Genomic DNA, 24,671 nt, shown 5'->3' with positions numbered 1-24,671 from the left:
CGGCCGCATACGCTGGGCGCGTGCAGCCCCGGATCCCCCGTCCCACCGTCATCGCCGCGATCATCGTGGGGATGACCGTGCTGACGCTGGCCGGGTCCCTGCTGCAGGCGCTCTGGTACGAGGCGGTCGACCGGCGGGACGCCGGACGCCTGCTCCTGGCCCTCGCCGGCACCGGCGGCGCCTTCGCCCTCTACGCCCGCCTCCTGTGGCAGAACCTGATGCGCCGCACCGCACCGGCGCACAGGCTGGGGCTCGCCGCGGTCGCGGCGGTCTGCTGGGCGCTGCCCCCGCTGCTCGGCACCGGTGAGGGCTGGGGCAACGCCCTCCTGGTCCCCGCCGGGCTGATCGCCGTCGTGCTCCCGGTGCGCGAGGCGGTCGCCGTGATCGCGGCGGCGACCGTCCTGACCCCCGCCTACGGCGTGCTCCTCGGGCTCCCCGCGCTGACCGTCCTGTACGAGACGGCGGCCGTGCCGCTCGCCGCCTTCTCCGGATACGTCACGGTCTGGCTGTTCCACGTCGTGCAGGAGCTCCGGGAGGCGCGCGCCGAGCTGGCCCGGTCCGCGGTGGGGGAGGAGCGCCTCCGGTTCGCCCGCGACCTGCACGACGTCCTCGGCCACAGCCTCCAGGCCGTCGCGCTGCGCGCCGAGGTGGCCGAACGGTTCGTCGAACGCGACGACGGCCGCGTCCGCAAGGAGCTGACCGAGATCCAGACGATGGCGCGGGACGCGGTGCGGGACGTGCGCGAGGTCGTCCGCGGCTACCGCGCCACCTCCCTGCGCACCGAGCTGGACGGCATGTCCGCCGTCCTGCGCGCCGCCGGGATCCGCTGCGAGCGCCCCGAGGTGTCGCCGGAACTGCCCGCCCACGTCCACGAGCCGCTCGGCTGGGTCGCCCGCGAGGCCGCCACGAACGTCCTGCGGCACTCCAGCGCCACCTGGTGCCGGATCACCGTCCGGGCCGGCCGCGACCGCGTCCAGCTGGAGATCGTCAACGATGGCGCCGCGCGCCGCGCCGCCGCGGACGCCGGCAGCGGCCTGGCCGGGCTCGCCGAACGGATCGCGGCCGCCGGCGGCCGCTTCCGGGCGGGCCCCGAGGGCGACGGGACGTTCCGGGTGACGGCCGCCGTCCCCGCGAAGGGAGACGCATGATCCGCGTGCTGCTGGCCGACGACCACCTCCTGATCAGGGAGGCGCTCGTCCTGCTCCTGGAGACCGAGGACGGCATCGAGGTCGCCGCCGACGTCGGGCGCGGCGACGAGGCCGTCGAACGCGCCCTCGCCCTCAGGCCCGACGTCGCCGTCCTCGACATCGACATGCCCGGCCTGGACGGCCTCGCCGCGGCCGAGCGCCTGGCCCGCGAGCTGCCCGACTGCCGCCTGGTGATCGTGACCGCGCACGGCCGCCCCGGCAACCTGCGCCGCGCCATGGCCGCCGGCGTCCGCGGCTTCCTCGGCAAGGACGCCCCCGGCCGCCGTCTCGCCGAGGTCGTCCGGCAGGTCGCCGGCGGCGCCCGCTACATCGACCCCCAGCTCGCGGCCGACGCCCTCGCCGCCGAGGAGTGCCCCCTCACCCCCCGCGAACTCGACACCCTCCGCGCCGCCGCCGACGGCGCCCCCGTCTCCCGCATCGCGCGCACCCTGGGCCTCTCCGAGGGCACCGTCCGCAACTACCTCTCCGCCGCCGTCACCAAACTCGGCACCGACAACCGCCACACCGCCGCCCGCACCGCCAAGGACCTCGGCTGGTTGTAGTTTTATTGCGTTTTTCTCCTCCTTCGGGCCTGGCGGCCCTCCATCGTCGATAAACGCGGGCGATCGCTGGCATCGCTTCGTCTCGCCTTGCGGCTCGCTGCGCGATCAGGTTCTCGCAAGCTCGAACCTGCCTTTGGACGCGATCGCATGGGTTGAGGTTGTTGTGTGGTTGCGGTGGTGGCTGGGGTTGTCGATGAATGCTGGTGATCGCTGGTTCGCTCCGTCTCGTCTGCGGCTCGGTGCGCGGTCAGATTCTTGCTTTGCTCGAATCTGCCTTTGGGTGCGATCGCATTGGTGGAGGCTGTCGCTTGGTTGCGGTGGTGGCGGGGGGTCAGCGGCGGGCTAGGACCAGGGAGCCTCGTTTTGTCACCGGGAGCGGGGTGTTCAGGTGGGTGGCCGCCTCGGTGGCCTGGGGGCGGGGGACCTGGCGGGCGATCAGGTAGTCGCGGACGGCGGCCTCGTCGGGGAGGGTGATCAGCGGGGCGTCCCAGCGCTCCACCTCGACCTCGCCGAAGACCTCGCCGACGCGGGCCGGGGCCTCCTCGGCGTCGAACGTGGTCGGCTCGGGGCGCCACACCGGCGACAGCTCGGGGCTGTCGGTCCGGCAGATCGCGGTGACCAGCAGGAGGCCGCCCGGGGCGAGGACGCGGCGGGCCTCGCGCAGCGCCCGGTCGGGGTCGTCCAGCTGGGGGAGGAGGTTCACGGCCACGGCGGCGTCGAACGTCCCGTCCCGGAACGGCAGGCGCAGCGCGTCGGCCCGCAGGCGGGGCGCCGGATGGGCGGACACGAGCTCGGCGGAGGCGTCCAGCCCGACGAGCCGGAACGGCGGCGGGTGGGGGAGGGCGTCGCTGAGGGCGCCCTCCCCGCAGCCGATGTCCAGGACGCGGGACGCGCCCGAGCCCAGCAGCTTGGTGGCGATGTGGTCGTGCAGGCTCCGCGCCCCGATCAGGTACTTCCTGATGACCCTGGCGGCCAGGCGGAAGCGCTCGGGGCCGGTGTCGTGGTCGGGCGTGAGGGCCATGCAGAGAGTCTGCCCGGTGTGCCGCCCCGAAAGCGTCGTCAGGCGGTGACGCCTCCGTCGATGACCAGGTCGTGCCCGATGACGTGGGACGAGGCGTCGGAGGCCAGCCAGAGGATGGTCTCGGCCACTTCCGCGGTTTCGGCCACCCGGCCGGACGGCGCGGAGGCGCGCATCCGCTCGGCGCGCCCGGCGGGCGTCTCGCCCGGGAGCAGCGACATCGGCGTGTCGGTGGCGCCCGGGCTGACGGCGTTGACGCGGACGCCGTCGGCGACGTGGTCGAGGGCGGCGGTGCGGGTGAGGACGCTGACCGCCGCCTTGGAGGCCGCGTAGGCCGCGAGGCCGGGACGGCGCCCGTGCACGCCGATGTTGGACGAGACGTTCACGACGGTCCCGCCGCCGTGGGCGCGCATGTGGGCGATCTCGTGCTTCATCGACAGGAACACGCCGGTCAGGTTCACCGCCAGGACCTCGTTCCAGGCGGCGTCGTCGATGTCGGCGACGGGGCCGGCAGCGCCGAAGATCCCGGCGTTGTTGACGGCGACGTGGAGGCCGCCGTGGCGGCGCGCGACCGCCTCGACCATCCCGGCGGCCGACGCGGGGTCGGTCACGTCCGCGACGACGTGGTCGGCGCGGCCGGAGCCGACCTCCTTCACCGCCTCGGCCAGCGCGGCCTCGTCGCGTCCGGCCAGCACGACGGTCGCGCCCTCGCGGGCGAACGCGTGCGCGGCGGCGCGGCCGATGCCGCCCGCGCCGCCGGTGATGAGAACGATCTTGTTGTCGAATCGCATGCCGAGCTCCCAGAATATTAGAACGAACGGTCTTGAATAAGGGCCGAGAGAAGCCCGCCTTCGGAGAGAGGGCGGGGTCAGACGAAGAGGGCGGCTGCCTGGCGGGTCGCGTCGCGGAGGCGGTGGTCGTCGGCGGGGGCGCGGCCGAGGACGCGCATGCCCTGGAACAGGACGAGCAGGAGGCGGGCCAGCGCGCGGGGGTCCCTGTCCGGGGGCAGCTCGCCCTGGGCCCGCGCCCGGGTCAGCGCCGTGGTGAGCGAGGCCTCCAGGAAATTCCAGCTCGCCTCGACCAGGCGCGCGGCCTCGGGGTCGCGCCCGGCCAGTTCGACCGCGGTGTTCACCACGAGGCAGCCGAGCCGGGGCCGGTCGCGCGCCGACTCCGCGGCGTAGCGCTCGATCAGCGCGCGGACCGCGGGCAGCACGGGCCCGGGCTGTGACAGCGCCTCGGCGATCTTCGGGTCGGTGTCGCGGACGTAGCGTTCGAGGGCCTTCAGGTACAGCTCGCGCTTGCCGCCGAACGTGGCGTAGAGGCTGGCCCGGGCGATGCCGAGATGGGCCACCAGGTCGGCCATGGAGGTCGCCTCGTAGCCGCGCTCCCAGAACAGCTCCAGCGCGCGCCGCAGCGCGGCGTCCGGATCGAACTCCTTCGCCCGTGCCATGCCGACGACGATAGAGCGTTCAAGAACGAGCGGTCAAATATCAGGCCCGCGACGGCATCGGGAGGGACGGGCGGTCCAGGTCCATGACGTCCAGCACCGCGCCGTCGGCGGCGAGCGCCTCCACGACCGGTCCCCGGCGGGCGCCCCAGACCACGACGACGTGCCCGTGCTCGGGGACGTCCAGGATCCGCTTGCCGACCCGCACCCGCGCGACCTCGGCCGAGGCCCGCAGCCGCGCCTCGTTCACCCACTTGGCGCCCCACGGCAGCAGCCGGTTGGCGTTGCGGACCGTGCGGCCCGACCCGTACTTGAGCAGGTGGCGCCCCATCTCGCCGGACGAGCGGCGCGCCAGCGGTTCCTCGGGGGCCGATCCGCCCGCGCCGCCCAGCTCCATCCACTCGCCGTCGCGGCGGTGGAACGTCCAGCCCTCGATGAACGAGGACGCGGAGTCCCCCCACTGGTACAGGAACGTGACAACGGCGATGTCGCCGTCCTTGTCGAGCCCGAGCGGAAGGTAGTCCCGGCCTTCGGCGAAGGCGGCGGGAGCGGGGACGGGAAGGCCGTCCCGGAGGAGCCGCAGGCACTCCTCGTGCACCTCGTGGTCGTTCATGATGGGGGACCTTTGATCGTGCAGGCAGGGCAAAGGGCCCTCCCGCGAGAGGGCCCCACGTGAGGTTCACTCTAGAGGTCCGGCTCGTCTGGTTTCACCCGTCTGGCGTACTCCCGACAAGCCTTTGCCATCCGTCCTTCATCTCATGGTCGATCACCGGCCCGCGCGGCCGGAGCGCCCGCGAGGCGAGGACGGCGCACAGGGCGGCCAGCGGCAGTTCCACCCCCGCCGCCAGGGCGATCGCCGCCGTCCGCTCCGCACCGGACGCGGAGGTCGTCACGTCGAACCACGCGTCCACGGCCAGCAGCGCCCCGGCCGCGGCGGCGGCGAGGCCGTGGCGCGGATCGCGACGGACGAGCAGCACGCCGGTGCCGAGCAGCGCGGCGGCCTCCATCGCGTCCAGCCCCACCCAGGCGGCGGACCAGTTCGACACCGTGGCGGTGGACGGCATGGTGGCGGCGAGCATGCACATCCAGGGCACCAGCGCGGCGGCGCCCCCGATGAACGCCCAGCCGAGCCGCCGGCCTCCCTCCCCGCGCCGCGCGACGGCGCCCGGCGGCCCGTACCGTCCGGGACGCGGACGGCGCCGGACGCTGATCGCGGGACGGGGCGAGGGGGGACCGGGGCGGGTGAGGACGGCGACCATGGGGGGCTCCTGCGGACGGTGATCGGTGCGCATCCGCGGTCCGGATGCCTGATCAAAGCCTCGCCGGGATCGGCCGCACGATCAGTAGCGCACCCTTCCGACCGGGGGTGGCACTGGGTTCACCCCCGGCCCTGCACTCTGGTTCATGGCGGCGCCCGAAGTGGGGCAATACGGTTTCCCCATGGCATCCCTCTCCGCGGCCCGGCGTGTCCGCGTGCGCGCTCCGTGGTCGGCCGCGGCGTGGCGCGACACGGTCTTCGTCGTCTCCGGGGTGCCGCTGCAGCTCGCCGGCTGGCTGATCCTCGGATCCCTCTGGACGCTCTGGACGCCGGTGCGGGCGACGCCGATCCTCGTGCTCACCTGCGTGTCGGCGATCCTGCTGCTGCTGGCCCTGCGCCCGCTGACGTCCTGGCAGCGGGAGCGGTGCTGGGCGATGCTCGGCCTCGACATCCCGCGCATGCCCGACTTCGACGGCGGGCGCGCCTGGGACGTCCTGCGCGACCTCCGCTCGCCGGAGCTGTGGCGGGTGCTCCAGTACCACCTGCTGGTCGGGCCGCTCCTCGCCCTCGGCGGGCTGGCCGTCACCGTGGCGTGGACGGCCGGGCTCGCCCTCGCCACGTCCGGGACCTACGCGTGGGCGGTGCACCCCGGCGACCCGCTGTCCGGCCACCCGCAGCGCGTCGCCGTGCTCACCGCGGCCGGCGTGCTGCTCCTGGCCGCGGCGCCGTGGGCGGCGGCGGGGGTCCGGCGCCTGGACGCCCGCGCCGCCGCCGCGCTGCTCGGCCCCGACCGCGCGAAGGAGCTCCAGCGGCGCGTCGACGACCTGGCCGAGAAGCGCGCCAGCGTCGTGGACGCCGCCGACATCGAGCGCCGCCGCATCGAGCGGGACCTGCACGACGGCGCCCAGCAGCGGCTCGTCTCCCTCGCGCTCAACCTCGGGCTGGCGCGCGAGACGCTCGGCGGCGTCCCGGACGAGGCCATGCGCGTGATCGTGGAGGCGCACGAGGAGGCCAAGGCGGCGCTGACCGAGCTGCGCGACCTGATCCGCGGCCTGCACCCGGCCGTGCTGGAGGACCGCGGCCTGGACGCCGCCCTGTCCGGCGTCGCCGCGCGGGTGCCGCTGCCCGTCCGGCTCCGCGTCGACATCGAGCCGCGCGCCTCCTCCACCGTCGAGGCCGTCGCCTACTTCGTCGTCTCCGAGGCCCTCACCAACGTGGTCAAGCACGCGCGCGCGAACGAGGTGGACGTCCGCGTCGCCCGCCTCGGCGACGTGCTGCGGGTGACCGTCCGCGACGACGGCGCGGGCGGCGCCGACCCGTCCGCCGGGACCGGACTGACCGGGCTCGCGCGCCGCGTCCGGTCCGTGGACGGTACGTTCCGGATCACCAGCCCCGCGGGGGGCCCGACGACCGTCACCGTGGAGTTGCCGTGCGCATTGTGATCGCCGAGGACTCGGTCCTGCTGAGGGCCGGGCTGATCAAGGTCCTGGAGACGTCCGGGTTCGAGGTCGCCGCGGCCGTCGGCGAGGCCGAGGGGCTGCTGGCCGCCGTGCGCGAGCACCGCCCCGACGCGGCGATCGTGGACGTCCGGATGCCGCCCGGCTTCACCGACGAGGGCGTCCGCGCGGCGCTGGTGATGCGGCGCGAGACGCCCGAGACCGCGGTGCTGCTGCTGTCGCAGTACGTCGAGGAGCGGTATGCGGCGGACCTGCTGTCGACCAGCACCAGCGGGGTCGGCTACCTGCTCAAGGACCGCGTCGCGGACGTGTCGGGGTTCCTCGACGCGCTGCGCAGGGTCGCCTCCGGCGGCACCGCCCTGGATCCCGAGGTCGTCTCGCAGCTGCTGCTGCGCCGGCACCGCGACCCGCTCGACCGGCTCACGCCGCGCGAGAAGGAGGTGCTCGCCCTCATGGCCGAGGGACGCTCCAACGCGGGCATCGCCGCGGCGCTGGTGGTGAGCGAGAGCGCGGTCGCCAAGCACATCAACAGCATCTTCGCCAAGCTCGACCTCCCGCATGCCGAGGGCGACCACCGCCGCGTCCTCGCCGTGCTGCGCTTCCTGGACGGCGAGGGGTGACGGCCCCGGCCGCCCCGGACCGGCCGCGCCGCCGCGGCGTCTGGATCGCGCTGGCGATCGCGACGGCGCTGGTCGTGGCCGCGCCGATCGGCCTCACGGCGTTCGGCCGCGCCGTCAAGCGGACGGCGACGTCCATGACCCCCTACCCGCAGCCGATCCGGGAGGTGCGGCTGGACGTGGGCAACGCCGAGATCTCGGTCGGTCCGGGATCGGACGGCGGGACGCGCGTCTACAAGGACCTCCACTGGGGGCTGAGCAAGCCCGAGCTCACCGAGTCGCTGGTGGACGACATCCTGTTCGTCACCTTCCGCTGCCCGGGACCCGACCGGCTGGGCGTCGGGTGCGGGGCGGACATCGACGTCCAGGTCCCGGCCGGGGCGCGCGTGTCGGCGGTCGCCGGCTCCGGGAGCATCGACGTGCGCGGGGTGACCGGCGACCTCGACCTGCGGACCGGGTCCGGAGAGATCGACGTGACCGGGGCGCGCGGGCGGCTGCGGCTGCTGGCGAGGTCCGGGACGATCAACGGCCGCGCGCTCGCCTCGGCGAAGACGCAGGCCGACGTGTCGTCGGGCACCCTCGACCTCCGCTACGCCGAGCCGCCGGGCTCGGTCGACGCCTCCGCGGGCTCGGGCACCGTGAAGATCATCGTTCCGCCGGGCTCGCGCTACCGGGTCGCCGGGTGGACGGGCGCGGGCAACGCCCACCTCAACCCGGCCGTCTACGACGACCGCTCGCCCCGCCTGATCTCCGTCCGCAGCGGTTCGGGCGAGACCTGGGTCGACTACCGCGATGACTAGGGCGAACGGGACGATCCGGAGCGATGAGCATCACACCGGGCGGATTTGCGTCATCGGTGTGCGGCCGGTTAACTGCTGGCATGCCTTCCGTACGCCCGTGCCGTGAGCACCGCCCGCCGATGCGGCGGGCCATGCGGCGTACGTGTTGCCGGCGAATGTGTGACCGCTGAGGGCCCCCGCCTGAGACTCGCGCCCCGAAGCGAGCGAACTCCGACCCCCTGGAGTCGCGCATGTTCTTCCAACGCCACCTGCTGAGCCACGCGCCGTACCCGCCCGGTCGCTCCTGACCCGCGCGGCGCCTCCTAGGCGCGTCCTCTGACGCCCGGCGCGTCCCGATCGCCGACCCGTCCCGAACGCCGCCGCCCGTCCGGCGGCCCCCGTCCGCATGGGTGATTCCCTGTGATTCAGATCGAAAAACTTCGAAAGGTCTACCGCGGCCGCGGCCGCGAGGTGACCGCCGTCGACGGCGTCGACCTGACCGTCGCCGAGGGCGAGGTCTTCGGCGTGCTCGGCCGCAGCGGCGCCGGAAAGAGCACCCTGCTGCGCTGCGTCAACCTGCTGGAGCGCCCGGACGAGGGCCGCGTGGTGGTCGGCGGCCGGGACCTGCTCGCGCTGCGCGGCGGGGAGCTGCGCCGGGCGCGCCAGGGCATCGGCATGATCCACCAGCATTTCGGCCTGCTCGGCAGCAGGACCGTCGCCGGGAACGTCGCGTTCCCGCTGGAGGTCATGGGCGTCCCGCGCGCCGAGCGGGCCGGGCGCGTCGCCGAGCTGCTCGACCTCGTCGGGCTCACCGAGCACGCGAAGGCCCACCCCGCCCAGATCTCCGGCGGGCAGAAGCAGCGCGTCGGCATCGCCCGGGCGCTCGCGGGACGGCCGAAGGTGCTGCTGTCGGACGAGGCGACCTCGGCGCTCGACCCCGAGACGACCGCCTCGATCCTGGAGCTGCTGCGCGACCTCAACCGCCGGCTCGGCCTCACGATCCTGCTCATCACCCACGAGATGGAGGTGGTGAAGCGCATCTGCGACTCTGCCGCGGTCATGCGGGAGGGCCGGTTCACCGAGTCGGGGCCGGTGCCCGCGCTGCTCGCCCGTCCGGGCTCGGAGCTGGCGCGCGGCCTGTTCCCGCTGCCCGCCGCCGAGCCCCGCGAGGGCAGGACGCTGGTCGAGGTCACCTTCACCGGCGGCGCGACCGACGAGCCGTTCGTGTCGGCGCTCGCCCGCAAGTACGCGCTGGACGTCAACATCCTCGGCGGCGCGGTGGAGACGGTCGGCGGCGAGCGCGTCGGCCGGCTCCAGCTCGAACTGCCCGGCGACCCGGAGGCCAACGCCGCGCAGCTGGCGTTCCTGCGCGAGTCCGGCCTCGCCGTGGAGGTCGCGAACCCGGTGCGGGCGGCGAATCCGGCGCAGGCCGCGAACCCCGTACAGGAGGACCCCCGATGAGCTGGGACGAGGTCATGCCGCTGCTGTGGCCCGCCACCCGCGAGACCCTCTACATGACCGGCGTCGCGACGCTGTTCACCGCCGTCCTCGGGCTGCTGCTCGGGGTGCTGCTGGTGATCACCGAGCGGGGCGGGCTGCTGCCCGCGCCGCCGGTCAACGGCGTGCTCGGCGTCCTGGTCAACATCGGCCGGTCGCTGCCGTTCCTGATCCTGATGGTGGCGATCATCCCGTTCACCCGGGCGGTCGTCGGCACCAGCATCGGCAACGCCGCCGCGATCGTCCCGCTGACGGTCGGCGCCATCCCGTTCTACGCGCGGCTCGTCGAGATCGCGCTGCGCGAGGTCGACCCGGGCGTCCTCGCCGCGGCGGACGCGATGGGCGCCACCCGGCGCGAGATCGTCGGCAAGGTCCTGCTGCGCGAGGCGCGGCCGGGCCTGGTGTCCGGCCTGACCGTCACCGTCATCGCGCTCATCGGCTACACGGCCATGGCCGGGACGGTCGGCGGCGGCGGGCTCGGCAACCTCGCCGTCGTCTACGGCTACGAGCGCTTCGAGACCAAGGTCATGGTCTCCACCGTGGCGCTGCTGGTCGTCATCGTCCTGATCATCCAGGCGGCGGGGGACCTCGTCGCCCGCCGCCTGACCCACAAGTAGCACCGACCCCACAGAGAAAGGCACTCCTCGTGCTTCGCAGACTCACCGCCGCGCTGGCCTCCGCCGTCCTCCTCGCGGGCCTCACCGCCTGCGGCTCCTCGTCGGCGTCCGACGACCCGGACGCCCCGCTGAAGGTCGCGGTCAACCCCGTCCCGCACGGCGACATCCTCAAGTACGTCAAGGACGACCTCGCGGGCAAGGCCGGGCTCAAGCTGGAGATCGTCACCTTCAGCGACTACCAGCAGCCCAACACCGCGCTGAAGGAGAAGCAGGTCACCGCCAACTACTTCCAGCACGTGCCGTTCATGGAGGAGTTCGAGAAGAAGTCCGGGACGAAGCTGGCGTTCGTCGCGCCCGTGCACCTGGAGCCCCTCGGCGTGTACTCGAAGAAGGTGAAGAGCCTGCAGGCCGTCCCGCAGGGCGCGACCGTCGCCGTGCCGAACGACCCGGCGAACGAGGGCCGCTCGCTGAAGCTGCTCGCCGACAACGGCCTGATCACGCTGAAGCCGGACGCGCCGACCAGCGCGACCGAGCGGGACGTCGCGAGCAACCCCAAGGGCCTGAAGTTCAAGCCGCTCAAGGCCGCGCAGCTGCCCCGCTCGCTGGAGGACGTCGACCTGTCGGTCATCAACGGGAACTACGCCATCGAGGCGGGGCTCGCCCCGAACAGGGACGCGCTCGCCGCCGAGAAGGCCGAGGGCAACCCCTACGCCAACGGCATCGTGACGCTGCCGGAGGACAAGGACGACCCGCGCGTGAAGAAGCTCGTCCAGTTGCTGCAGGGCCCCGAGGTGAAGAAGTTCGTCGAGGACAAGTACAAGGGGTCGGTGCTGATCGCCTCCTGACCCGGCTTCGTCCCAGGCCCGGGCCGGTCTTCGAACCCCGGAAAGCGGCGCGGACTGTCCGTCGGTCCTGATAGGACAAGTGCCGACGATCAGGCGAAGGGGACTCATGGCCATTTATCAGCACCTTGAGGAGTACGTCGGCCTGCCGGTGGCCACGTTCAACGAGGACACCGGCACCGAGGAGGAGGACGGCACCGAGGACGACGACGGCCGCGGCGCGGGCACCGATCCCGTCAGCGGGGAGGACTTCCCGCCCGCGGGCGAGGCCGCCTGGTTCGTCGGCACCTCCTTCGACGAGGAGCCGTTCGGCGCCGTCTGGGCGCGGTTCATGGAGACCGTCGACACCACCGAGGTGACGGCGCTCATCATCGGCTACTGGGGCGCGTCCTACGAGCTGGAGAACGTCCCCGACCCGGTGGAGATGCTGACCGGGGCGGCCGCGTCGTTCCCGAAGCTGCGGTCGCTGTTCCTCGGGGACATCACCGGCGAGGAGGCGGAGATCTCCTGGATCGAGCACGGTGACATCACGCCCCTGTTCGCCGCGTTCCCCGACCTGGAGCGGCTGGAGGTGCGCGGCGCGCAGGAGCTCGTCCTCGACCCGGTCAAGAGCGACAGGCTGAAGGTGCTGCGCTTCGAGTCGGGCGGGCTGCCGGCGCGGATCGTCCGCGCCGTCGGCGCGAGCGAGCTGCCCAACCTGGAGCACCTCGACCTGTGGCTCGGCGAGGCGAACTACGGCGGGGACGCCACCGTCGCCGACCTCGCGCCGTTCCTGTCCGGCGAGCGGCTGCCGGCGCTGCGCCACCTCGGCCTGGAGGACAGCGAGATCCAGGACGAGGTCGCGGCGGCGGTCGCCGGCGCGCCGGTCGTCGCCCGGCTGGAGTCGCTGAGCCTGGCGATGGGCGTCCTGACCGACCGGGGCGCCGAGGCGCTGCTGGCCGGCCAGCCGCTCACCCACCTGCGCAAGCTGGACCTGCACCACCACTTCCTGTCCGACGCGATGATCGAGCGGGTGCGGGCGGCGCTGCCCGGCGTCGAGGTCGACCTGGACGACCAGGAGAAGCCGGACGGCGACTGGCACTACATCGCGGTGTCCGAATGATCCAGCAACGCCTGTCCACGTTCGCGGGGCTGCCCGTCCACACCTTCGACGGCGAGCCGGACGGCCCGCTGCCGGACCCGGGCGAGGTGGCCTGGGGCGTCTACCACCATGTCCACGACAACGGCGCGTGGGGCGCGGAGGTCCCCGAGAACCTCGACCTCCTCCTGAAGACGGTCGACACCTCCAAGGTCACCCACCTCGTCATCGGCTTCTGGGGGTTCTCCCGCGAGGAGTTCGACCCGGTGCAGTGGCTGGTGGACAACGCCGGGCGCTTCCCCCGCCTGCGCGCGCTGTTCCTCGGCGACATCCTCGACTGGGAATGCCACATCTCCTGGATCCAGAACGGCGACATCTCGCCGCTGTTCGCCGCCTTCCCAGGGCTGGAGCACTTCGAGATCCGGGGCGCGTCCGACCTGCGGTTCGAGCCCCTGCGCCACCAGCGGCTGAAGGCCCTGCGGATCGAGTCCGGCGGGCTGCCGGCCGAGGTCGTGCGGGCGGTCGCGGGCGGCGACCTGCCCGCGCTGGAGCACCTGGACCTGTGGATCGGTTCGGAGCAGCACGGCGGGTCGTCCTCGGCCGAGGACTTCGCGCCCTTCCTCACCGGCGAGCGGTTCCCCTCCCTGAAGCACCTCGGCCTGGAGAACGGCCCGTTCCAGGACGAGCTGGCGGAGGCCCTGGCGAGCGCGCCGGTCGTCGCCCGGCTGGAGTCCCTCAGCCTGGCGATGGGGATGCTGTCCGACCAGGGAGCGGAGGCCCTGCTGTCCGGGCAGCCCCTCACCCACCTGCGCAGCCTCGATCTGCACCACGCCTTCCTGAGCGAGCCGATGGCCGAGCGGCTCCGTGCGGCGCTGCCGGGCGTCGACCTCGATCTCACCGACGCGCTGGGCGAGCCGGCGTGGCGGGACCAGGAATGGCTCTTCAGCGACTCCTACGTCGCGGTGTCGGAATGACGCTCGCCGTGGTCGGCGCGCCCGGCGACCGGCGTCCCGCGCTGTTCGCCGTGGCGTGCCGGTCCGCCGGGCTTCCCGAACCCCGGCTCGTCCCCTGGACGGACGTGCTGCGCGGCCTCCCGCTCTCCTTCGAGGCGGGCGAGCTGGTCCGCGTCGACTCGCCCGGTGAGGACGCCGGGGCCGACGCGCTGCTGCGCGGCCCCGGCGCGCCCGAGCGGGTCGGCGGCGGGGCGCGCTGGCACCGGACGTTCACGGCGGCGCTGCGGCGGCTGTCGTCGGCGGCGTCGGCCGCCGGCGCCCGCGTCCTCGGCGACGTCGAGGAGATCGCGGTCATGTTCGACAAGCGGCTGACCCATGCCCGCCTGCTCTCCGCGGGTGTCCCCGTCCCGGTCGCCCTGCCCGAGGTCGACGGGTACGCGGCACTCCGCTCCCGGATGGACGAGGCGGGCGAGCGGCGGGTGTTCGTGAAGCCGGCGCACGGGTCCTCCGCCTCCGGGGTGGTCGCGCTCCAGACCGCGCCGGGCCGCGTGCGGGCCGTGACGTCGGCGTCGCTGACCGGCGGCCGGCTGGTCAACTCGCTGCGCGTCCGCTCGTACGAGACCGAGGAGGAGGTCGCGACGCTGATCGACCTGCTCGCGCCGGACGGCCTGCACGTCGAGCGGTGGCTGCCCAAGGCGGCGCTCGGCGGGCGCGTGTTCGACCTGCGCGTCGTCGTCATCGGCGGCGAGCCCACGCACGCGGTCGTCCGCACCAGCCGGACCCCGATGACGAACCTGCACCTGGGCGGCTCCAGGGGAGACCTGGAAGCGGTGCGGCACGCGCTCGGGGAGGACGGCTGGAGACGGGCCCTGGACGTGTGCGCGCGGGCCGCCGCCTGTTTCCCGGGCAGCCCGATGGTCGGCGTCGACCTGCTCGTGGGCTTCGGATTGAGGCGGTTCGCGGTGTGCGAGGTGAACGCCTTCGGCGACCTGCTCCCCGGGCTGACCGGCCTGCCGGGAAGCTCCGCCGAGGGCCTGGACACCTACGGCGCCCAGGTCAGGTCGCTGGTGCAGGCATGCACGACATGAACGACATCATCGGCAGCCACGACGTGCTGCTGTTGACCCTCGACACCCTGCGCTACGACGTGGCCGCCGAACTGGCCGCGGCCGGCGAGACCCCCACGCTCGCCGGGCTGCTTCCAGAAGGCCGCTGGGAGCGCCGCCACACACCCGGCAGTTTCACCTACGCCGCGCACGCGGCGATGCTGGCCGGCTTCCTGCCGACGCCCGCGTCGCCCGGCCCGCATCCGCGCCTGTTCGCCGGAGCCTTCCCGGGCAGCGAGACCACCGCCCCCGGCACGTGGACGTTCGACGCCGCCGACCTGCCGACGGGCCTTGCGTCGGCCGGCTACCACACGGTCTGCGTGGGCGGCGTCGGGTTCTTCAACAAGCTGACACCGCTCGGGTCGGCGTTGCCGTCCCTGTTCGCCGAAAGCCACTGGGAGCGCGGGTTCGGCGTGACCGACCCGGAGTCGCTGCCCAACCAGATCGACCGGATCGCCGAGGTCGTGGCGCGGCTGCCTGCCGAACGGCGCCTGTTCCTGCTGCTCAACGTCGCGTCCCTGCACCAGCCCAACTGGTTCTACCTGGACGGCGCCACAAGCTCGAACGGAGACACCCGTGCGAGTCACGCCGCCGCCCTCCGGCATGTGGACGCGCACATGGGCAGGTTGTTCGGACTGATGCGCCGGCCGTGCTTCGTCATCGTCTGCTCCGACCACGGAACGGCGTACGGCGAGGACGGCCACACGGGCCACCGCATCGGCCATGAAGTCGTCTGGACCGTTCCGTACGGGGAGTTCGTTCTGTCGTGAATCCATACCAGGCGTACGTGTACGCCTACCCGCACAAGACCGCCTACCGTCCGCTGCGACCGGCGCCCGGGCTGCGCGACGTATGGGCGGGGGAGCCGCTCGACGCGCTCTTCCTGTACCTGCACGTCCCCTTCTGCGAGATGCGGTGCGGCTTCTGCAACCTCTTCACGCGCACCGGCGCGCCCGAGGAGCTGACCGGCGCCTACCTCGACGCGCTCGACCGCCAGGCGACCGCCGTCCTGGACGCCCTGGACGGCGCCGCCTTCGCCACCGCGGCCTTCGGCGGAGGGACGCCGACCTACTTCACCGCGTCCGAGCTGGAACGGCTCTGCGGCATCGCCGGACGGTTTCCCGGATTCGGGTCGATCCCGCTGGGCGTGGAGACGTCCCCGGCGACCGCCACCACCGACCGGCTGACCGTCCTCGCCGAACACGGCACCACCCGCGTCTCCATCGGTGTGCAGAGCTTCCTGGACGAGGAGGCGCGCGCGGCCGTCCGGCCGCAGAAGCGCGCCGAAGTGGAGGCCGCGCTGGACCGCATCCGCGCCGTGGGGTTCCCGATCCTCAACATCGACCTCATCTACGGCATCGACGGCCAGACACCCGCGACGTGGCTGCACTCCCTGAACGCCGCTCTCACATGGCGTCCGGAGGAGATCTACCTGTACCCGCTCTACGTCCGCCCGCTGACCGGCCTCGGACGCCGCGCCCAGGACTGGGACGACCAGCGCCTCACCCTCTACAGGCTCGGCCGCGACCACCTTCTCGGCGAAGGCTACGAGCAGGTGTCGATGCGGATGTTCCGGCTGCCGTCATCGGGCGCGGGCGGCACGGAGTACTGCTGCCAGACCGACGGCATGGTCGGCCTCGGCTGCGGTGCACGCTCCTACACCTCCCGCCTCCACTACTCGTTCGAGTACGCGGTCGGAGCCGGGCAGGTCCGTTCGATCATCGACGACTACGTGCGCGAGACCGACTTCACCACCGCCCGCGTCGGATTCACCCTGGAAGACGACGAGCGCCGCAGGCGGCATCTCGTCCAGTCCCTTCTGCAAGCGGCCGGCGTCGACCTGCGCGCCTACCGTGCGCGCTTCGGGAGCGACCCGATGGACGACTTCCCCGCCGACCTGAAGCCGTTCGCCGAGCGAGGGTGGCTGGAGACCTCGGAAGACGTCCTCCGGCTGACCCCCGAAGGGCTCGCCTACTCCGACGCCGTCGGCCCGGCGCTCTTCTCCTCGCGCGTGCAGGCGCTGATGGCGTCCTACGAGGCGCGGTGATGGACCATCTGACGATCCTCTACCGGGGGCCGCTCGCCAGCTGCGACTACGACTGCCCGTACTGCCCGTTCGCCAAGCGCCGCGACACCCCGGAACAGCTCCGCGCCGACCGCGCCGCGCTCGAACGGTTCACGGAGTGGGTGTCGGGCTGCGACCATCGCGTCTCGGTCCTCTTCACGCCGTGGGGCGAGGGGCTCGTCCGCTCCTGGTACCGGCGCGCCCTGACCGGCCTCAGCCGCCTTCCGCATGTGGACCGGGTCGCGATCCAGACGAACCTCAGCCACCGCGTCTCCTGGACGGCCGACGCCGACCTCTCACGGCTGGCGCTGTGGGCGACCTACCACCCCGGCCAGGTCCCCTACGAGCGGTTCCTGGGCAAATGCCATGACTTGGCGGAGCGCGGGGTCCGCTTCAGCGTCGGCGTCGTCGGCCAGCCGGAGCACCTCGACGCCGCCCGCCGCCTCCGGGCCGACCTTCCCGCCGGCACCTATCTCTGGGTCAACGCGGCCGAGGGGCGCACCTACGACGACGCCGAGGCCGCCTCCTGGACCGAGATCGACCCGCTGTTCCCCGTGAGCCGCCACCCGCACGCCAGCCGCGGCCTTTCCTGCCGGACGGGCGACACGGTCGTCTCGGTGGACGGCGACGGCACGGTGCGCCGCTGCCACTTCGTCCCGTCCGTCCTGGGCAATCTCTACGACGGCTCGTTCCGCGCCGCCCTGGCGCCCCGCCCGTGCCCCCTCGACACGTGCGACTGCCACATCGGCTACGTGCACCTCGAACCTCTCGGCCTCTACGACACCTTCGCCGGCGGCATCCTCGAACGCATCCCCGCCCTGCTCGACCAGCCCTGACCGTCGCGCCGCCGTTCAGCGGTCCGGACCCGGAGCCTCGTGTTGCCCGCTCCGCCCGTCCGGATCGGCGGCGTAGCGGCCGGCGAGTTCGGCACCGATCCTGGCGAGTTCGCGCTGGACGGTGCACGGCTCAACGACGTCGAGCAGCGTGCCCCAGCCGGCGAGGTGGCGGGCGATGTCCAGTGGCGTCGGGGCGGCGAGACGCACCCGGACACGCCCGTCGCCCGCCTCGCCGTCGGTGTGGCAATGCCGCCCGAACTGGTCGCGCAGGACGGGCACGAACCGCTCCTCGACGAGCACGGTCGCCCACGTCCGCGAGCGTCGGCTCTCGATCTCGTCGGTGACCTCCTGCCAGGCGGTGGCGAGGGTGAAGTCGTCGGGGCGTTCGGCGGGAAGGCCGGTCGGCTCGGCCCGGGTGATCCGGTCGACGCGGAAGGTCCGCCGCCCCCGCTCGGTGCCCGCCAGCAGGTACCAGACGTCGTCCTTGTCAATCAGGCCCCACGGGTCGACCAGCCGTTCCGACGGTTCCCCGGTGCGGCCGGCGTAGGTCAGGCGGACCCTGAGGCGGCGGATCACGGCGGTCTGCAGCAGGTCGACCATCGCGGGCCGGGGACGGCCCCGCTCACCCCACCGGACGGGGTCGACGAACGTCGCGTCCATGGCGGCCTCGGCATCGGTGCGGAAGGTCCGCGGCAGAGCTCCCATGAGCTTGCGCAGCGCGGCCCTGGCCTCGGGCGAGACGGCGGCGGGGCCGACCAGCAGGAACAGGGCCCGCGCCTCGGCCGCCGTCAGACCGCTGAGGTCGGTGCGGGCGCCGCCGACCAGCTGCCAGCCGCCGCCGCGGCCCGGCTGCGGGTAGACCGGGACGCCGGCCGACGCGAGCGCCTCCAGGTCGCGGCGGGCGGTGGCCACCGACACCTGGAGCTCGGCCGCCAGGTCGGCGGCGGTCACACGGCCGCGGACCTGCAACAGCAGCAGGACGGCGACGAGGCGGTCAGCGCGCATGAACCCGGATTTCCGCAGAAAGTGCTCAGAGGATGAGCACTTTACCCGGAAGCATGGAAGGCGTCGCCCACCGAGAGGGGAACCACCGATGATGCATTTCGCGGACGCCGCCGAGTGGGAGGCGTGGCTGGCCGAGCACCACGAGAGCGGGGACGGCGCCTGGCTGAAGATCGCCAAGAAGGGGTCGGACGCCGCCTCCGTCACGATCACGCAGGCGCTGGAGATCGCGCTGTGCTACGGCTGGATCGACAGCCATCGCCGGACCCACGACGAGCGCTTCTACCTGCAGCGGTACTCGCGCCGCCGCAAGGGGGGCTCCTGGTCGCGCAAGAACGTCGAGCGGGTGGAGGCGCTGACCGCCGCCGGGCGGATGCGCCCGCCCGGCCTGGCCGAAGTCGCCGCCGCCCAGGCGGACGGCCGGTGGGCGGCCGCCTACACCGCCCAGCACGACGCCACCGTCCCGCCCGACCTCGCGGCCGCGCTCGCGACCTGCCCGCAGGCCGCCGCCCGCTTCGAGGCGCTCGACAAGACGTCCCGCTACCTGATGATCCTGCCGCTGCTCAAGGCCCGGACCCCGGCCGGGCGCGCCACCCGCCTGAACAGGGCGCTCTCCGAGCTGCGGGATCGCTGAAACCGATCGCCGGAACCGGGGCGCAGACGCGCGCGGAGGGAAGCGCACTGCGCTTCCCTCCGCAGGGCGGGCGTCCCGCCGCGTGTTGTCACCAGACCGCGCCCATGCCTCCACCCGGCGGGTCGCCAGCGGCTCGCAGCAAGACCGGAAGCGTGGTCGCGCCCGCCGTCACCCGCCGAGGCAGAAGCAACGGGGGCGGTTCCGACCGGCGTCTGGCCGGAACCGCTCGCCGGATTCAGGTCTGCTTCTCGGGGTGGTAGTCGGCCTCGTCGACGCCGAACGTCCACGCGACGCCAGCGCGCGCCGTGCGGGTGTCCGGCGGGACGCGCAGGTAGTAGGTGCGGTGGGTCCCGTCCGGTTCGGGGGTGGAATTGACCACCTCCACCATGACCACCGGCTCGTCGCCCGGCAGTTCGATCGACCACAGGACGCCCGTCTCGTCCCGGTGCAGGGGACGCGCGCCGGTCTCGGCCAGGTAGCGGTCGTAGCCGAAGATCTCCAGCATCACGCGGCGCAGCTCGGCGTTCTGCTCGGAGGAGATGCGGTCGGGCGTCAGGTTCTTCAGCGACGCGACGAAGCCGGCGGGGATCGGCATGCCGCGCCAGGCGTGCAGCGCGAACCCGTCCGGGTAGGCGAGGGCGGGGCCGTCCCCGCGGTGCAGCCGCCCGGGCTCGTCGCGGTACAGCTCGCTCGGCCGCTCCGACAGGATCACCAGCCGCTCGTAGGGCCACCACCAGCCGGCGGACCGGGCCACCTCCGCCAGGCCGGCCAGCCGGCCGTCGAGCCGTCCGAGCGACTCGAACAACGCCAGCCACGGTGCGTCGTGCTGGCCCAGGACGGCGTCGAGCGTGGCCGCGCGCAGCAGCGATTCGGCCTCGCGCTTCTCCTGGGTCGACCGCCTTCTCCGCGCACCGAGGGACCGGCCGGTCGCCTGCTCGCCGCACGCCCCGCGCACGCGCGCGACCAGTGCCTGCACCTGGTCCCACAGGAGCCCGCCGGTGTCGGCCCACGTGCGCGGCCACTGCTCCGGCCCCTGCTCGGAGCACGCCGCCGCACGTTCGGCCTCCCAGGGGCGGGTGCGCACGTCCGTCAGGACGCTCGGCCCGGCAGCGAGGTCACCGAGGTCGGCGCGGGCCTGTTCGAGGAGGTCGTCGAGCCCCGCCGCCTCCAGCGCCTCGCCGTGGCCGGCGAGCACGGCCGCCGCGACGGAGCCGCGCGCGGGGGAGGGCACCCACAGGCACCGCTCGGGGGGCTTCAGCCCGGCGGAGGCGTAGGCCGCGGCCACGCCCGCCTCGGCACGGGCTCGGTCGGCGGGGCCGGTGGCGAACCCGGCCGCCTGCCAGTCGCCGACGACGAAGTGGGTCTCGCGTACCGTTCCGGTGAGCATCCCGCCTCCTCAGTCGGCCACGACGCGGACGGAACCGGGCACGTACTCGCGCTGGCGGATCACCCGGTACCAGCCCTTGGGCAGGGTGATCGCCGCGTGCTCCTCGTGCACCAGGCGCCCGCCGGACGGCAGGTGCAGGTGGTCCGGCACGAGCGGGTCGGGGGTGCGCAGCAGCGTGCCGGGCGCGGCCAGCGCGTGCGCGTGCCCGGTGGCCTCGCCGAGGGCGAGCACCATGCGGCCCCGGCCGTCGCGCGGGGACGGCGGCAGCTCGCGGACGGACTGCGGAACCGTCTCCTCGGGCACGGGCAGGATCAGGACGTCTCCCTGTCGGTACATGCGGCGAACGTAACGCCCGCCACCGACAGAACCCGCGCCCCGACGAGGGCGGCGGGGGTCAGAAGCCGCGGGTCCGGCGCGCGGCGGGGCGGGCCCAGCGGCCGGACGCGCTCAGCCCGACGTGCTGGAACGCGCGGACGAGTTCGCCGCCGAGGTTCACGCCGGCGCCGAGGGCGAGCGCCACGGACACCGCTCCGATGAGGCTCAGCACGCCCGCCTGCGGCGAACCGGTGTTGAGCTCGACCATGCCCCGGTAGAGCGCGGTCCCCGGCAGCAGCGGGCCGATGGCGGGGACCACGAACGGCATGACCGGCTCCCCGTGCCTGCGGGCGAGCCAGCTCGCCATCACGCCGACGATGGTGGCGGCCACGGCGGCGGCCAGAACCGGTGGAACGTGCCATCCGCGGGCCAGCACGAAGAGCACCCAGATCAGCGCGCCGCCGAGGGCGACGGTGGTCAGCACGTCCCGCGGGGCGGCCAGGGACACCGCGAACGACAGCGAGATGGCGGCGGCGGCGATGACGGCGACGGGCTCCAGGCTCGCCGACGGGGTGGGCAGGTGCCGGACGTCGATCGGCACACCCATGCTGACCGCGGCGTACACCACGGCGCCCAGCCCGGCGACGATCGCCGCGATCATGAAGAAGACCTCCAGCATCCGCGCCCCGGCGCTCACCAGGTCGCCGGTGATGCCGTCCTGGATGCTCGCCACCAGCGGGCGCCCCGGAAGCAGCGCCAGGATCGAGCCGGTGACGATCGTGGCGGCCTGGCCGGGGTTGCCCAGCGCCACCACCCCCGCGGCCGCCGCCGCGCCGATCGCCGCGGCCACCGCGAACTGGAAGAACTCCGCGATGCCGCGGCGCGCCAGCGCGGCGGCCGTGCGGTCGCCCAGCATCGTGGCGACGAACGCGGTGGTCGCCACCAGCGGTCCGCCGCCGGACAGCACGCTGCCCGAGGCGGCGATGAGGCCGAGGGACACGACCAGCAGCCAGGTCGGGTACGGAGGACCGCCCCTCTTGATCTCCGCGAGCCGCTTGTGGGCCTCGTCCAGTTCGAGCATGCCGATGGAGGCGTCCTGGACGAGCTGGTGAAGCGCCGTGAGCCGCCAGTAGGCCGGGGTCCGCCGCCGGATGGAACGCGCGCTGGTCATCGGCGCCGCGCCCCCTCCCGGATGCGCCGAGACGAGGATGCTCGTCAGGGTGACCTGCACCTCGCACCGGGGGAGTTCGAAGGCCACTCCCAGGCCGAGCATGGCCTCGTTCACGCGCTCGGTGGTCTCACCGCTGGCCAGGAGGAGCTCGCCCACCCGCAGGACGAGGTCGATGGCCCGCGGGTCGACGACCTCGCCGGGCTCGTCTTCGGGCGGTTCCGGGGGCGACCCGTCCATGAGGACCTGCCATGTCCGCCGCAAGCGATCAGCCGCGCCCATACCCCCGCCGGTGTCCCTTCCCGCCCATGAACCGATCTTGACTGGCAGGCTACCCACCAGCCCGGTGTCCCCAATCCGTGGCCTGCGTCCCACCCCTTCCGCAGAGGTCGACCGCCCGCGCAGGCGGCGACCGGGACGCCGGGCGCCGCCGCGTCCACCTGCTGAATCAGAAGAGTGACCGGCTGGTTCGCCGTCCGGCGCCCGTCCGTTGACGTTGGCAGGCGCTCCAGGGTGTTGGTTCCCCGATCGGTGAGCCCGACCCGCACGGTTCCGCACTCGTCGGCGTCACCGCGCGGGCGCCGGGCGCCGACCCCCCAAGAGGGCCTCCGCTGTTTTCCACAGAACTCGATTCTGGTGTGGTGTGCTCCGAAGCACTGGTAGCAAGGACGCATGAGTTCTTCGGACGGTCTGCGCGACGAGGCCGAGCGGTGCCTGCGCGCCCTCGCCGGTGACCACGCGCGCCTGCGCGACGACCAGTGGACGGCGATCAGCGCGCTCGTCGTCGAGCGGCGGCGCGCCCTCGTCGTCCAGCGGACGGGCTGGGGCAAGTCCGCCGTCTACTTCGTGGCGACCCGGCTGCTGCGCGAGCGCGGCGCCGGCCCGACCGTGATCGTCTCGCCGCTGCTGGCGCTGATGCGCAACCAGATCGACGCCGCCGAGCGGGCGGGCATCCGCGCCCGCACGATCAACTCCTCCAACACCGGCGACTGGGACCAGGTCTTCGCCGAGGTGGAGGAGGGCGCGGTCGACGTCCTGCTGGTGAGCCCCGAGCGGCTCAACAACCCCGATTTCCGCGACCTCGTCCTCCCCAAGCTCGCCGCGGGCGCCGGGCTGGTCGTGGTCGACGAGGCGCACTGCATCTCCGACTGGGGCCACGACTTCCGCCCCGACTACCGGCGGCTGCGCACCCTGCTGGCCGAGCTGCCGCCCGGCATCCCGGTCCTCGCCACCACCGCGACGGCCAACGCCCGCGTCACCAAGGACGTCGCCGAGCAGCTCGCGGGCGACGACGCGCTGGTCCTGCGCGGCCCCCTCGAACGCGACTCGCTGCACCTCGCCGTGGTGAGCCTCCCCACCGCCGAGCAGCGCATCGCCTGGCTGGGCGAGCACCTCGGCGACCTCCCGGGCAGCGGCATCATCTACACCCTCACGGTCGCCGCGGCCCACGAGATCACCGCGTGGCTCCGCGACCGCGGCTACGAGGTGGCCGCCTACTCGGGCCAGACCGAGCAGGCCGAGCGCCTCCAGGCCGAGCGCGACCTCCACGACAACAAGCTCAAGGCTCTCGTCGCCACCAGCGCCCTCGGCATGGGCTTCGACAAGCCCGACCTCGGCTTCATCGTCCATGTGGGCGCCCCGCAGTCCCCGGTGGCCTACTACCAGCAGATCGGACGCGCCGGCCGCGGCGTCGACCGCGCCGAGGTGATCCTGCTGCCCGGCCGGGAGGACCGCGACATCTGGGCCTACTTCGCGAGCCTCGCCTTCCCGCCGGAGCACATCGTCCGCAGCACGCTGGACGTCCTGGACTCCGCCGGCCGCCCGCTCTCCACCACGGCCCTGGAACCGCTGGTCGACCTCAACCGGGCCCGCCTGGAGATGATGCTCAAGGTGCTCGACGTGGACGGCGCCGCCCGCCGCGTCAAGGGCGGCTGGACGTCCACCGGCGAGCCCTGGTCCTACGACCGCGAGCGCTACGAGCGCGTCACCGCCGAACGCCGCCGCGAGCAGCAGGCGATGCTCGACTACATCGCGGCCACCGGCTGCCGCGAGGAGTTCCTGCGCCGCCAGCTGGACGACCCCGACGCGGCCCCCTGCGGCCGCTGCGACAACTGCACCGGCCGCCACTGGCCCACCGACGTCACCCGGGAGAGCGCGGACCGGGCCCGCGACCGCCTGCACCGTCCCGGCGTCGACATCGCCCCCCGCCGCATGTGGCCGACCGGCGTCAAGGAGGACCTGGGCGTCTCCGGCCGCATCAAGCCCGAGCTCCAGGCCGAGACGGGCCGGGCGCTCGGCCGCCTCACCGACATCGGCTGGGGCAACCGCCTGCGCGACCTGTTCGCCGCCGGCGACACCGACGTCCCCGCCGACCTGGTGGACGCCGTCGTCCAGGTCCTCGCCGCCTGGGACTGGGCGGCCCGCCCCACCGGCGTCGTCACCATCGGCTCCCGCTCCCGCCCCCGCCTGGTCACGACGTTCGGGCAGCGCATCGCCCAGATCGGCCGCCTGCCCTACCTGGGCGAACTGGTCCCCGTCGGCGAGCCCGTGCCGCGCCGGCACAACAGCGCCCAGCGGCTCCGCTCCGTCTGGCACAGCCTGACCGTCCCCACCGACCTGGCGGAGGCCCTGGCCGACAACCCCGGCCACATCCTCCTGGTGGACGACCGCATGGAAACCGGCTGGACGATGACCGTGGCGACCCGCCTGCTGAAGGAGTCCGGCGCCCGCTCGACCCTCCCCCTGACCCTGGCCACCCCCACCTGACCCGCACCCGAACCCCCCACGCCCGCCCGGTTGCGTAGGCGGGTCTTGCGGTGGCTGCATCGGGGCCCTCGGGGGCCCC

General features: G+C 73.7%; 25 protein-coding genes. 16 read left to right on the top strand and 9 right to left on the bottom strand.

Features of this window, described 5'->3' with window-relative positions; all coding sequences use genetic code 11:
- Positions 1–20: 20 nt before the first annotated feature.
- Both AB0C69_RS04255 and AB0C69_RS04250 read left to right on the top strand, forming a co-directional pair.
- Entirely contained in the window at positions 21–1,148 is a 1,128-nt protein-coding gene (locus AB0C69_RS04255) for a histidine kinase (RefSeq protein ID WP_360349571.1), read from the top strand.
- Positions 1,145–1,750, top strand: a complete 606-nt coding sequence (locus tag AB0C69_RS04250) for a response regulator transcription factor (RefSeq protein WP_345185599.1) — start codon at positions 1,145–1,147, stop codon at positions 1,748–1,750. Before AB0C69_RS04255 ends, AB0C69_RS04250 begins: the two co-directional genes overlap by 4 nt.
- Positions 1,751–2,081: 331 nt before the next feature.
- Here the strand turns inward: AB0C69_RS04250 and AB0C69_RS04245 are convergent, their stop codons facing one another.
- From AB0C69_RS04245 to AB0C69_RS04225, 5 genes are all read right to left on the bottom strand, one after another.
- Entirely contained in the window at positions 2,082–2,771 is a 690-nt protein-coding gene (locus AB0C69_RS04245) for a class I SAM-dependent methyltransferase (protein ID WP_360349567.1), read from the bottom strand.
- Positions 2,772–2,809: 38 nt separating this feature from the next.
- Positions 2,810–3,559, bottom strand: a complete 750-nt coding sequence (locus AB0C69_RS04240; RefSeq protein ID WP_360349564.1) for a glucose 1-dehydrogenase — start codon at positions 3,557–3,559, stop codon at positions 2,810–2,812.
- A 77-nt stretch (positions 3,560–3,636) separates the two neighbouring features.
- Positions 3,637–4,218, bottom strand: coding sequence for a TetR family transcriptional regulator (locus tag AB0C69_RS04235; protein ID WP_360349561.1), 582 nt, complete (start codon positions 4,216–4,218; stop codon positions 3,637–3,639).
- A 40-nt stretch (positions 4,219–4,258) separates the two neighbouring features.
- Positions 4,259–4,828 carry a hypothetical protein gene (locus tag AB0C69_RS04230; RefSeq protein WP_345185615.1) on the bottom strand — a complete coding sequence of 190 codons (570 nt, stop codon included), beginning with the start codon at positions 4,826–4,828 and terminating at the stop codon, positions 4,259–4,261.
- Between the two features lie 94 nt (positions 4,829–4,922).
- The gene (locus AB0C69_RS04225; protein WP_360349557.1) at positions 4,923–5,474 is read right to left on the bottom strand and encodes a hypothetical protein; all 552 of its coding nucleotides are present in this window, start codon (positions 5,472–5,474) and stop codon (positions 4,923–4,925) included.
- Between the two features lie 181 nt (positions 5,475–5,655).
- Between AB0C69_RS04225 and AB0C69_RS04220 the strand changes: the two genes are divergently transcribed.
- The 12 genes from AB0C69_RS04220 to AB0C69_RS04165 all read left to right on the top strand — a co-directional run bounded on the left by AB0C69_RS04220 (position 5,656) and on the right by AB0C69_RS04165 (position 17,320).
- Positions 5,656–6,915: a sensor histidine kinase gene (locus AB0C69_RS04220; protein ID WP_360349554.1), complete on the top strand. Its 1,260-nt coding sequence runs from the start codon at positions 5,656–5,658 to the stop codon at positions 6,913–6,915.
- The gene (locus AB0C69_RS04215; RefSeq protein ID WP_345185625.1) at positions 6,903–7,550 is read left to right on the top strand and encodes a response regulator transcription factor; all 648 of its coding nucleotides are present in this window, start codon (positions 6,903–6,905) and stop codon (positions 7,548–7,550) included. Before AB0C69_RS04220 ends, AB0C69_RS04215 begins: the two co-directional genes overlap by 13 nt.
- Entirely contained in the window at positions 7,547–8,347 is an 801-nt protein-coding gene (locus tag AB0C69_RS04210; RefSeq protein WP_353834906.1) for a DUF4097 family beta strand repeat-containing protein, read from the top strand. Before AB0C69_RS04215 ends, AB0C69_RS04210 begins: the two co-directional genes overlap by 4 nt.
- Before the next feature lie 399 nt (positions 8,348–8,746).
- Entirely contained in the window at positions 8,747–9,787 is a 1,041-nt protein-coding gene (locus AB0C69_RS04205; protein WP_360349550.1) for an ATP-binding cassette domain-containing protein, read from the top strand.
- Positions 9,784–10,440: a methionine ABC transporter permease gene (locus AB0C69_RS04200; protein ID WP_360349547.1), complete on the top strand. Its 657-nt coding sequence runs from the start codon at positions 9,784–9,786 to the stop codon at positions 10,438–10,440. The genes AB0C69_RS04205 and AB0C69_RS04200 overlap by 4 nt, the downstream gene beginning before the upstream one ends.
- Positions 10,441–10,469: 29 nt before the next feature.
- Positions 10,470–11,285, top strand: a complete 816-nt coding sequence (locus AB0C69_RS04195) for a MetQ/NlpA family ABC transporter substrate-binding protein (protein ID WP_345185638.1) — start codon at positions 10,470–10,472, stop codon at positions 11,283–11,285.
- 106 nt (positions 11,286–11,391) lie between these two features.
- Entirely contained in the window at positions 11,392–12,384 is a 993-nt protein-coding gene (locus tag AB0C69_RS04190; RefSeq protein ID WP_360349544.1) for an STM4015 family protein, read from the top strand.
- Entirely contained in the window at positions 12,381–13,334 is a 954-nt protein-coding gene (locus AB0C69_RS04185) for an STM4015 family protein (RefSeq protein WP_360349541.1), read from the top strand. Before AB0C69_RS04190 ends, AB0C69_RS04185 begins: the two co-directional genes overlap by 4 nt.
- Positions 13,331–14,401: an STM4014 family protein gene (locus tag AB0C69_RS04180; RefSeq protein ID WP_360349538.1), complete on the top strand. Its 1,071-nt coding sequence runs from the start codon at positions 13,331–13,333 to the stop codon at positions 14,399–14,401. Before AB0C69_RS04185 ends, AB0C69_RS04180 begins: the two co-directional genes overlap by 4 nt.
- Positions 14,389–15,189, top strand: a complete 801-nt coding sequence (locus tag AB0C69_RS04175; RefSeq protein WP_360349535.1) for an STM4013/SEN3800 family hydrolase — start codon at positions 14,389–14,391, stop codon at positions 15,187–15,189. The genes AB0C69_RS04180 and AB0C69_RS04175 overlap by 13 nt, the downstream gene beginning before the upstream one ends.
- Positions 15,186–16,466, top strand: coding sequence for an STM4012 family radical SAM protein (locus tag AB0C69_RS04170; protein WP_360349532.1), 1,281 nt, complete (start codon positions 15,186–15,188; stop codon positions 16,464–16,466). Before AB0C69_RS04175 ends, AB0C69_RS04170 begins: the two co-directional genes overlap by 4 nt.
- Complete coding sequence (locus AB0C69_RS04165) at positions 16,466–17,320, top strand: STM4011 family radical SAM protein (protein WP_360349529.1); 855 nt, start codon at positions 16,466–16,468, stop codon at positions 17,318–17,320. Before AB0C69_RS04170 ends, AB0C69_RS04165 begins: the two co-directional genes overlap by 1 nt.
- A 15-nt stretch (positions 17,321–17,335) precedes the next feature.
- Here the strand turns inward: AB0C69_RS04165 and AB0C69_RS04160 are convergent, their stop codons facing one another.
- Positions 17,336–18,325 carry a WYL domain-containing protein gene (locus AB0C69_RS04160; RefSeq protein ID WP_360349526.1) on the bottom strand — a complete coding sequence of 330 codons (990 nt, stop codon included), beginning with the start codon at positions 18,323–18,325 and terminating at the stop codon, positions 17,336–17,338.
- Between the two features lie 88 nt (positions 18,326–18,413).
- Here AB0C69_RS04160 and AB0C69_RS04155 point away from each other — a divergent pair, with 88 nt between their 5' ends.
- Positions 18,414–18,956, top strand: coding sequence for a YdeI/OmpD-associated family protein (locus tag AB0C69_RS04155; RefSeq protein ID WP_360349523.1), 543 nt, complete (start codon positions 18,414–18,416; stop codon positions 18,954–18,956).
- A 235-nt stretch (positions 18,957–19,191) separates the two neighbouring features.
- Here AB0C69_RS04155 and AB0C69_RS04150 read toward each other — a convergent pair whose 3' ends face one another.
- The 3 genes from AB0C69_RS04150 to AB0C69_RS04140 are packed head-to-tail and all read right to left on the bottom strand — an operon-like array spanning position 19,192 to position 22,066.
- The gene (locus AB0C69_RS04150) at positions 19,192–20,343 is read right to left on the bottom strand and encodes a DUF6745 domain-containing protein (protein ID WP_360349520.1); all 1,152 of its coding nucleotides are present in this window, start codon (positions 20,341–20,343) and stop codon (positions 19,192–19,194) included.
- Between the two features lie 9 nt (positions 20,344–20,352).
- Entirely contained in the window at positions 20,353–20,679 is a 327-nt protein-coding gene (locus AB0C69_RS04145; protein ID WP_345185666.1) for a hypothetical protein, read from the bottom strand.
- A 58-nt stretch (positions 20,680–20,737) separates the two neighbouring features.
- The gene (locus AB0C69_RS04140; RefSeq protein WP_360349517.1) at positions 20,738–22,066 is read right to left on the bottom strand and encodes a threonine/serine exporter family protein; all 1,329 of its coding nucleotides are present in this window, start codon (positions 22,064–22,066) and stop codon (positions 20,738–20,740) included.
- A 432-nt stretch (positions 22,067–22,498) separates the two neighbouring features.
- On the opposite strand from AB0C69_RS04140, the gene AB0C69_RS04135 reads away from it, so the two are divergent.
- Positions 22,499–24,592 carry a RecQ family ATP-dependent DNA helicase gene (locus AB0C69_RS04135; protein ID WP_360349514.1) on the top strand — a complete coding sequence of 698 codons (2,094 nt, stop codon included), beginning with the start codon at positions 22,499–22,501 and terminating at the stop codon, positions 24,590–24,592.
- Positions 24,593–24,671: the final 79 nt, after the last annotated feature.

The sequence above is a fragment of the Actinomadura sp. NPDC048032 genome (assembly GCF_040653175.1).
In the GTDB taxonomy this organism is placed as follows: domain Bacteria; phylum Actinomycetota; class Actinomycetes; order Streptosporangiales; family Streptosporangiaceae; genus Spirillospora; species Spirillospora verrucosospora.
This window is presented reverse-complemented; position numbering and strand designations above follow the sequence as displayed.

Coding starts and splice junctions, on each gene's coding strand:
- AB0C69_RS04185 (WP_360349541.1), top strand. CDS start 12,381: ATGATCCAGCAACGCCTGTCCACGTTCGCGGGGCTGCCCGTCCACACC.
- AB0C69_RS04160 (WP_360349526.1), bottom strand. CDS start 18,325: ATGCGCGCTGACCGCCTCGTCGCCGTCCTGCTGCTGTTGCAGGTCCGC.
- AB0C69_RS04235 (WP_360349561.1), bottom strand. CDS start 4,218: ATGGCACGGGCGAAGGAGTTCGATCCGGACGCCGCGCTGCGGCGCGCG.
- AB0C69_RS04245 (WP_360349567.1), bottom strand. CDS start 2,771: ATGGCCCTCACGCCCGACCACGACACCGGCCCCGAGCGCTTCCGCCTG.
- AB0C69_RS04175 (WP_360349535.1), top strand. CDS start 14,389: ATGCACGACATGAACGACATCATCGGCAGCCACGACGTGCTGCTGTTG.
- AB0C69_RS04200 (WP_360349547.1), top strand. CDS start 9,784: ATGAGCTGGGACGAGGTCATGCCGCTGCTGTGGCCCGCCACCCGCGAG.
- AB0C69_RS04230 (WP_345185615.1), bottom strand. CDS start 4,828: ATGAACGACCACGAGGTGCACGAGGAGTGCCTGCGGCTCCTCCGGGAC.
- AB0C69_RS04165 (WP_360349529.1), top strand. CDS start 16,466: ATGGACCATCTGACGATCCTCTACCGGGGGCCGCTCGCCAGCTGCGAC.
- AB0C69_RS04135 (WP_360349514.1), top strand. CDS start 22,499: ATGAGTTCTTCGGACGGTCTGCGCGACGAGGCCGAGCGGTGCCTGCGC.
- AB0C69_RS04140 (WP_360349517.1), bottom strand. CDS start 22,066: ATGGACGGGTCGCCCCCGGAACCGCCCGAAGACGAGCCCGGCGAGGTC.
- AB0C69_RS04225 (WP_360349557.1), bottom strand. CDS start 5,474: ATGGTCGCCGTCCTCACCCGCCCCGGTCCCCCCTCGCCCCGTCCCGCG.
- AB0C69_RS04250 (WP_345185599.1), top strand. CDS start 1,145: ATGATCCGCGTGCTGCTGGCCGACGACCACCTCCTGATCAGGGAGGCG.
- AB0C69_RS04190 (WP_360349544.1), top strand. CDS start 11,392: ATGGCCATTTATCAGCACCTTGAGGAGTACGTCGGCCTGCCGGTGGCC.
- AB0C69_RS04220 (WP_360349554.1), top strand. CDS start 5,656: ATGGCATCCCTCTCCGCGGCCCGGCGTGTCCGCGTGCGCGCTCCGTGG.
- AB0C69_RS04180 (WP_360349538.1), top strand. CDS start 13,331: ATGACGCTCGCCGTGGTCGGCGCGCCCGGCGACCGGCGTCCCGCGCTG.
- AB0C69_RS04155 (WP_360349523.1), top strand. CDS start 18,414: ATGATGCATTTCGCGGACGCCGCCGAGTGGGAGGCGTGGCTGGCCGAG.
- AB0C69_RS04145 (WP_345185666.1), bottom strand. CDS start 20,679: ATGTACCGACAGGGAGACGTCCTGATCCTGCCCGTGCCCGAGGAGACG.
- AB0C69_RS04240 (WP_360349564.1), bottom strand. CDS start 3,559: ATGCGATTCGACAACAAGATCGTTCTCATCACCGGCGGCGCGGGCGGC.
- AB0C69_RS04150 (WP_360349520.1), bottom strand. CDS start 20,343: ATGCTCACCGGAACGGTACGCGAGACCCACTTCGTCGTCGGCGACTGG.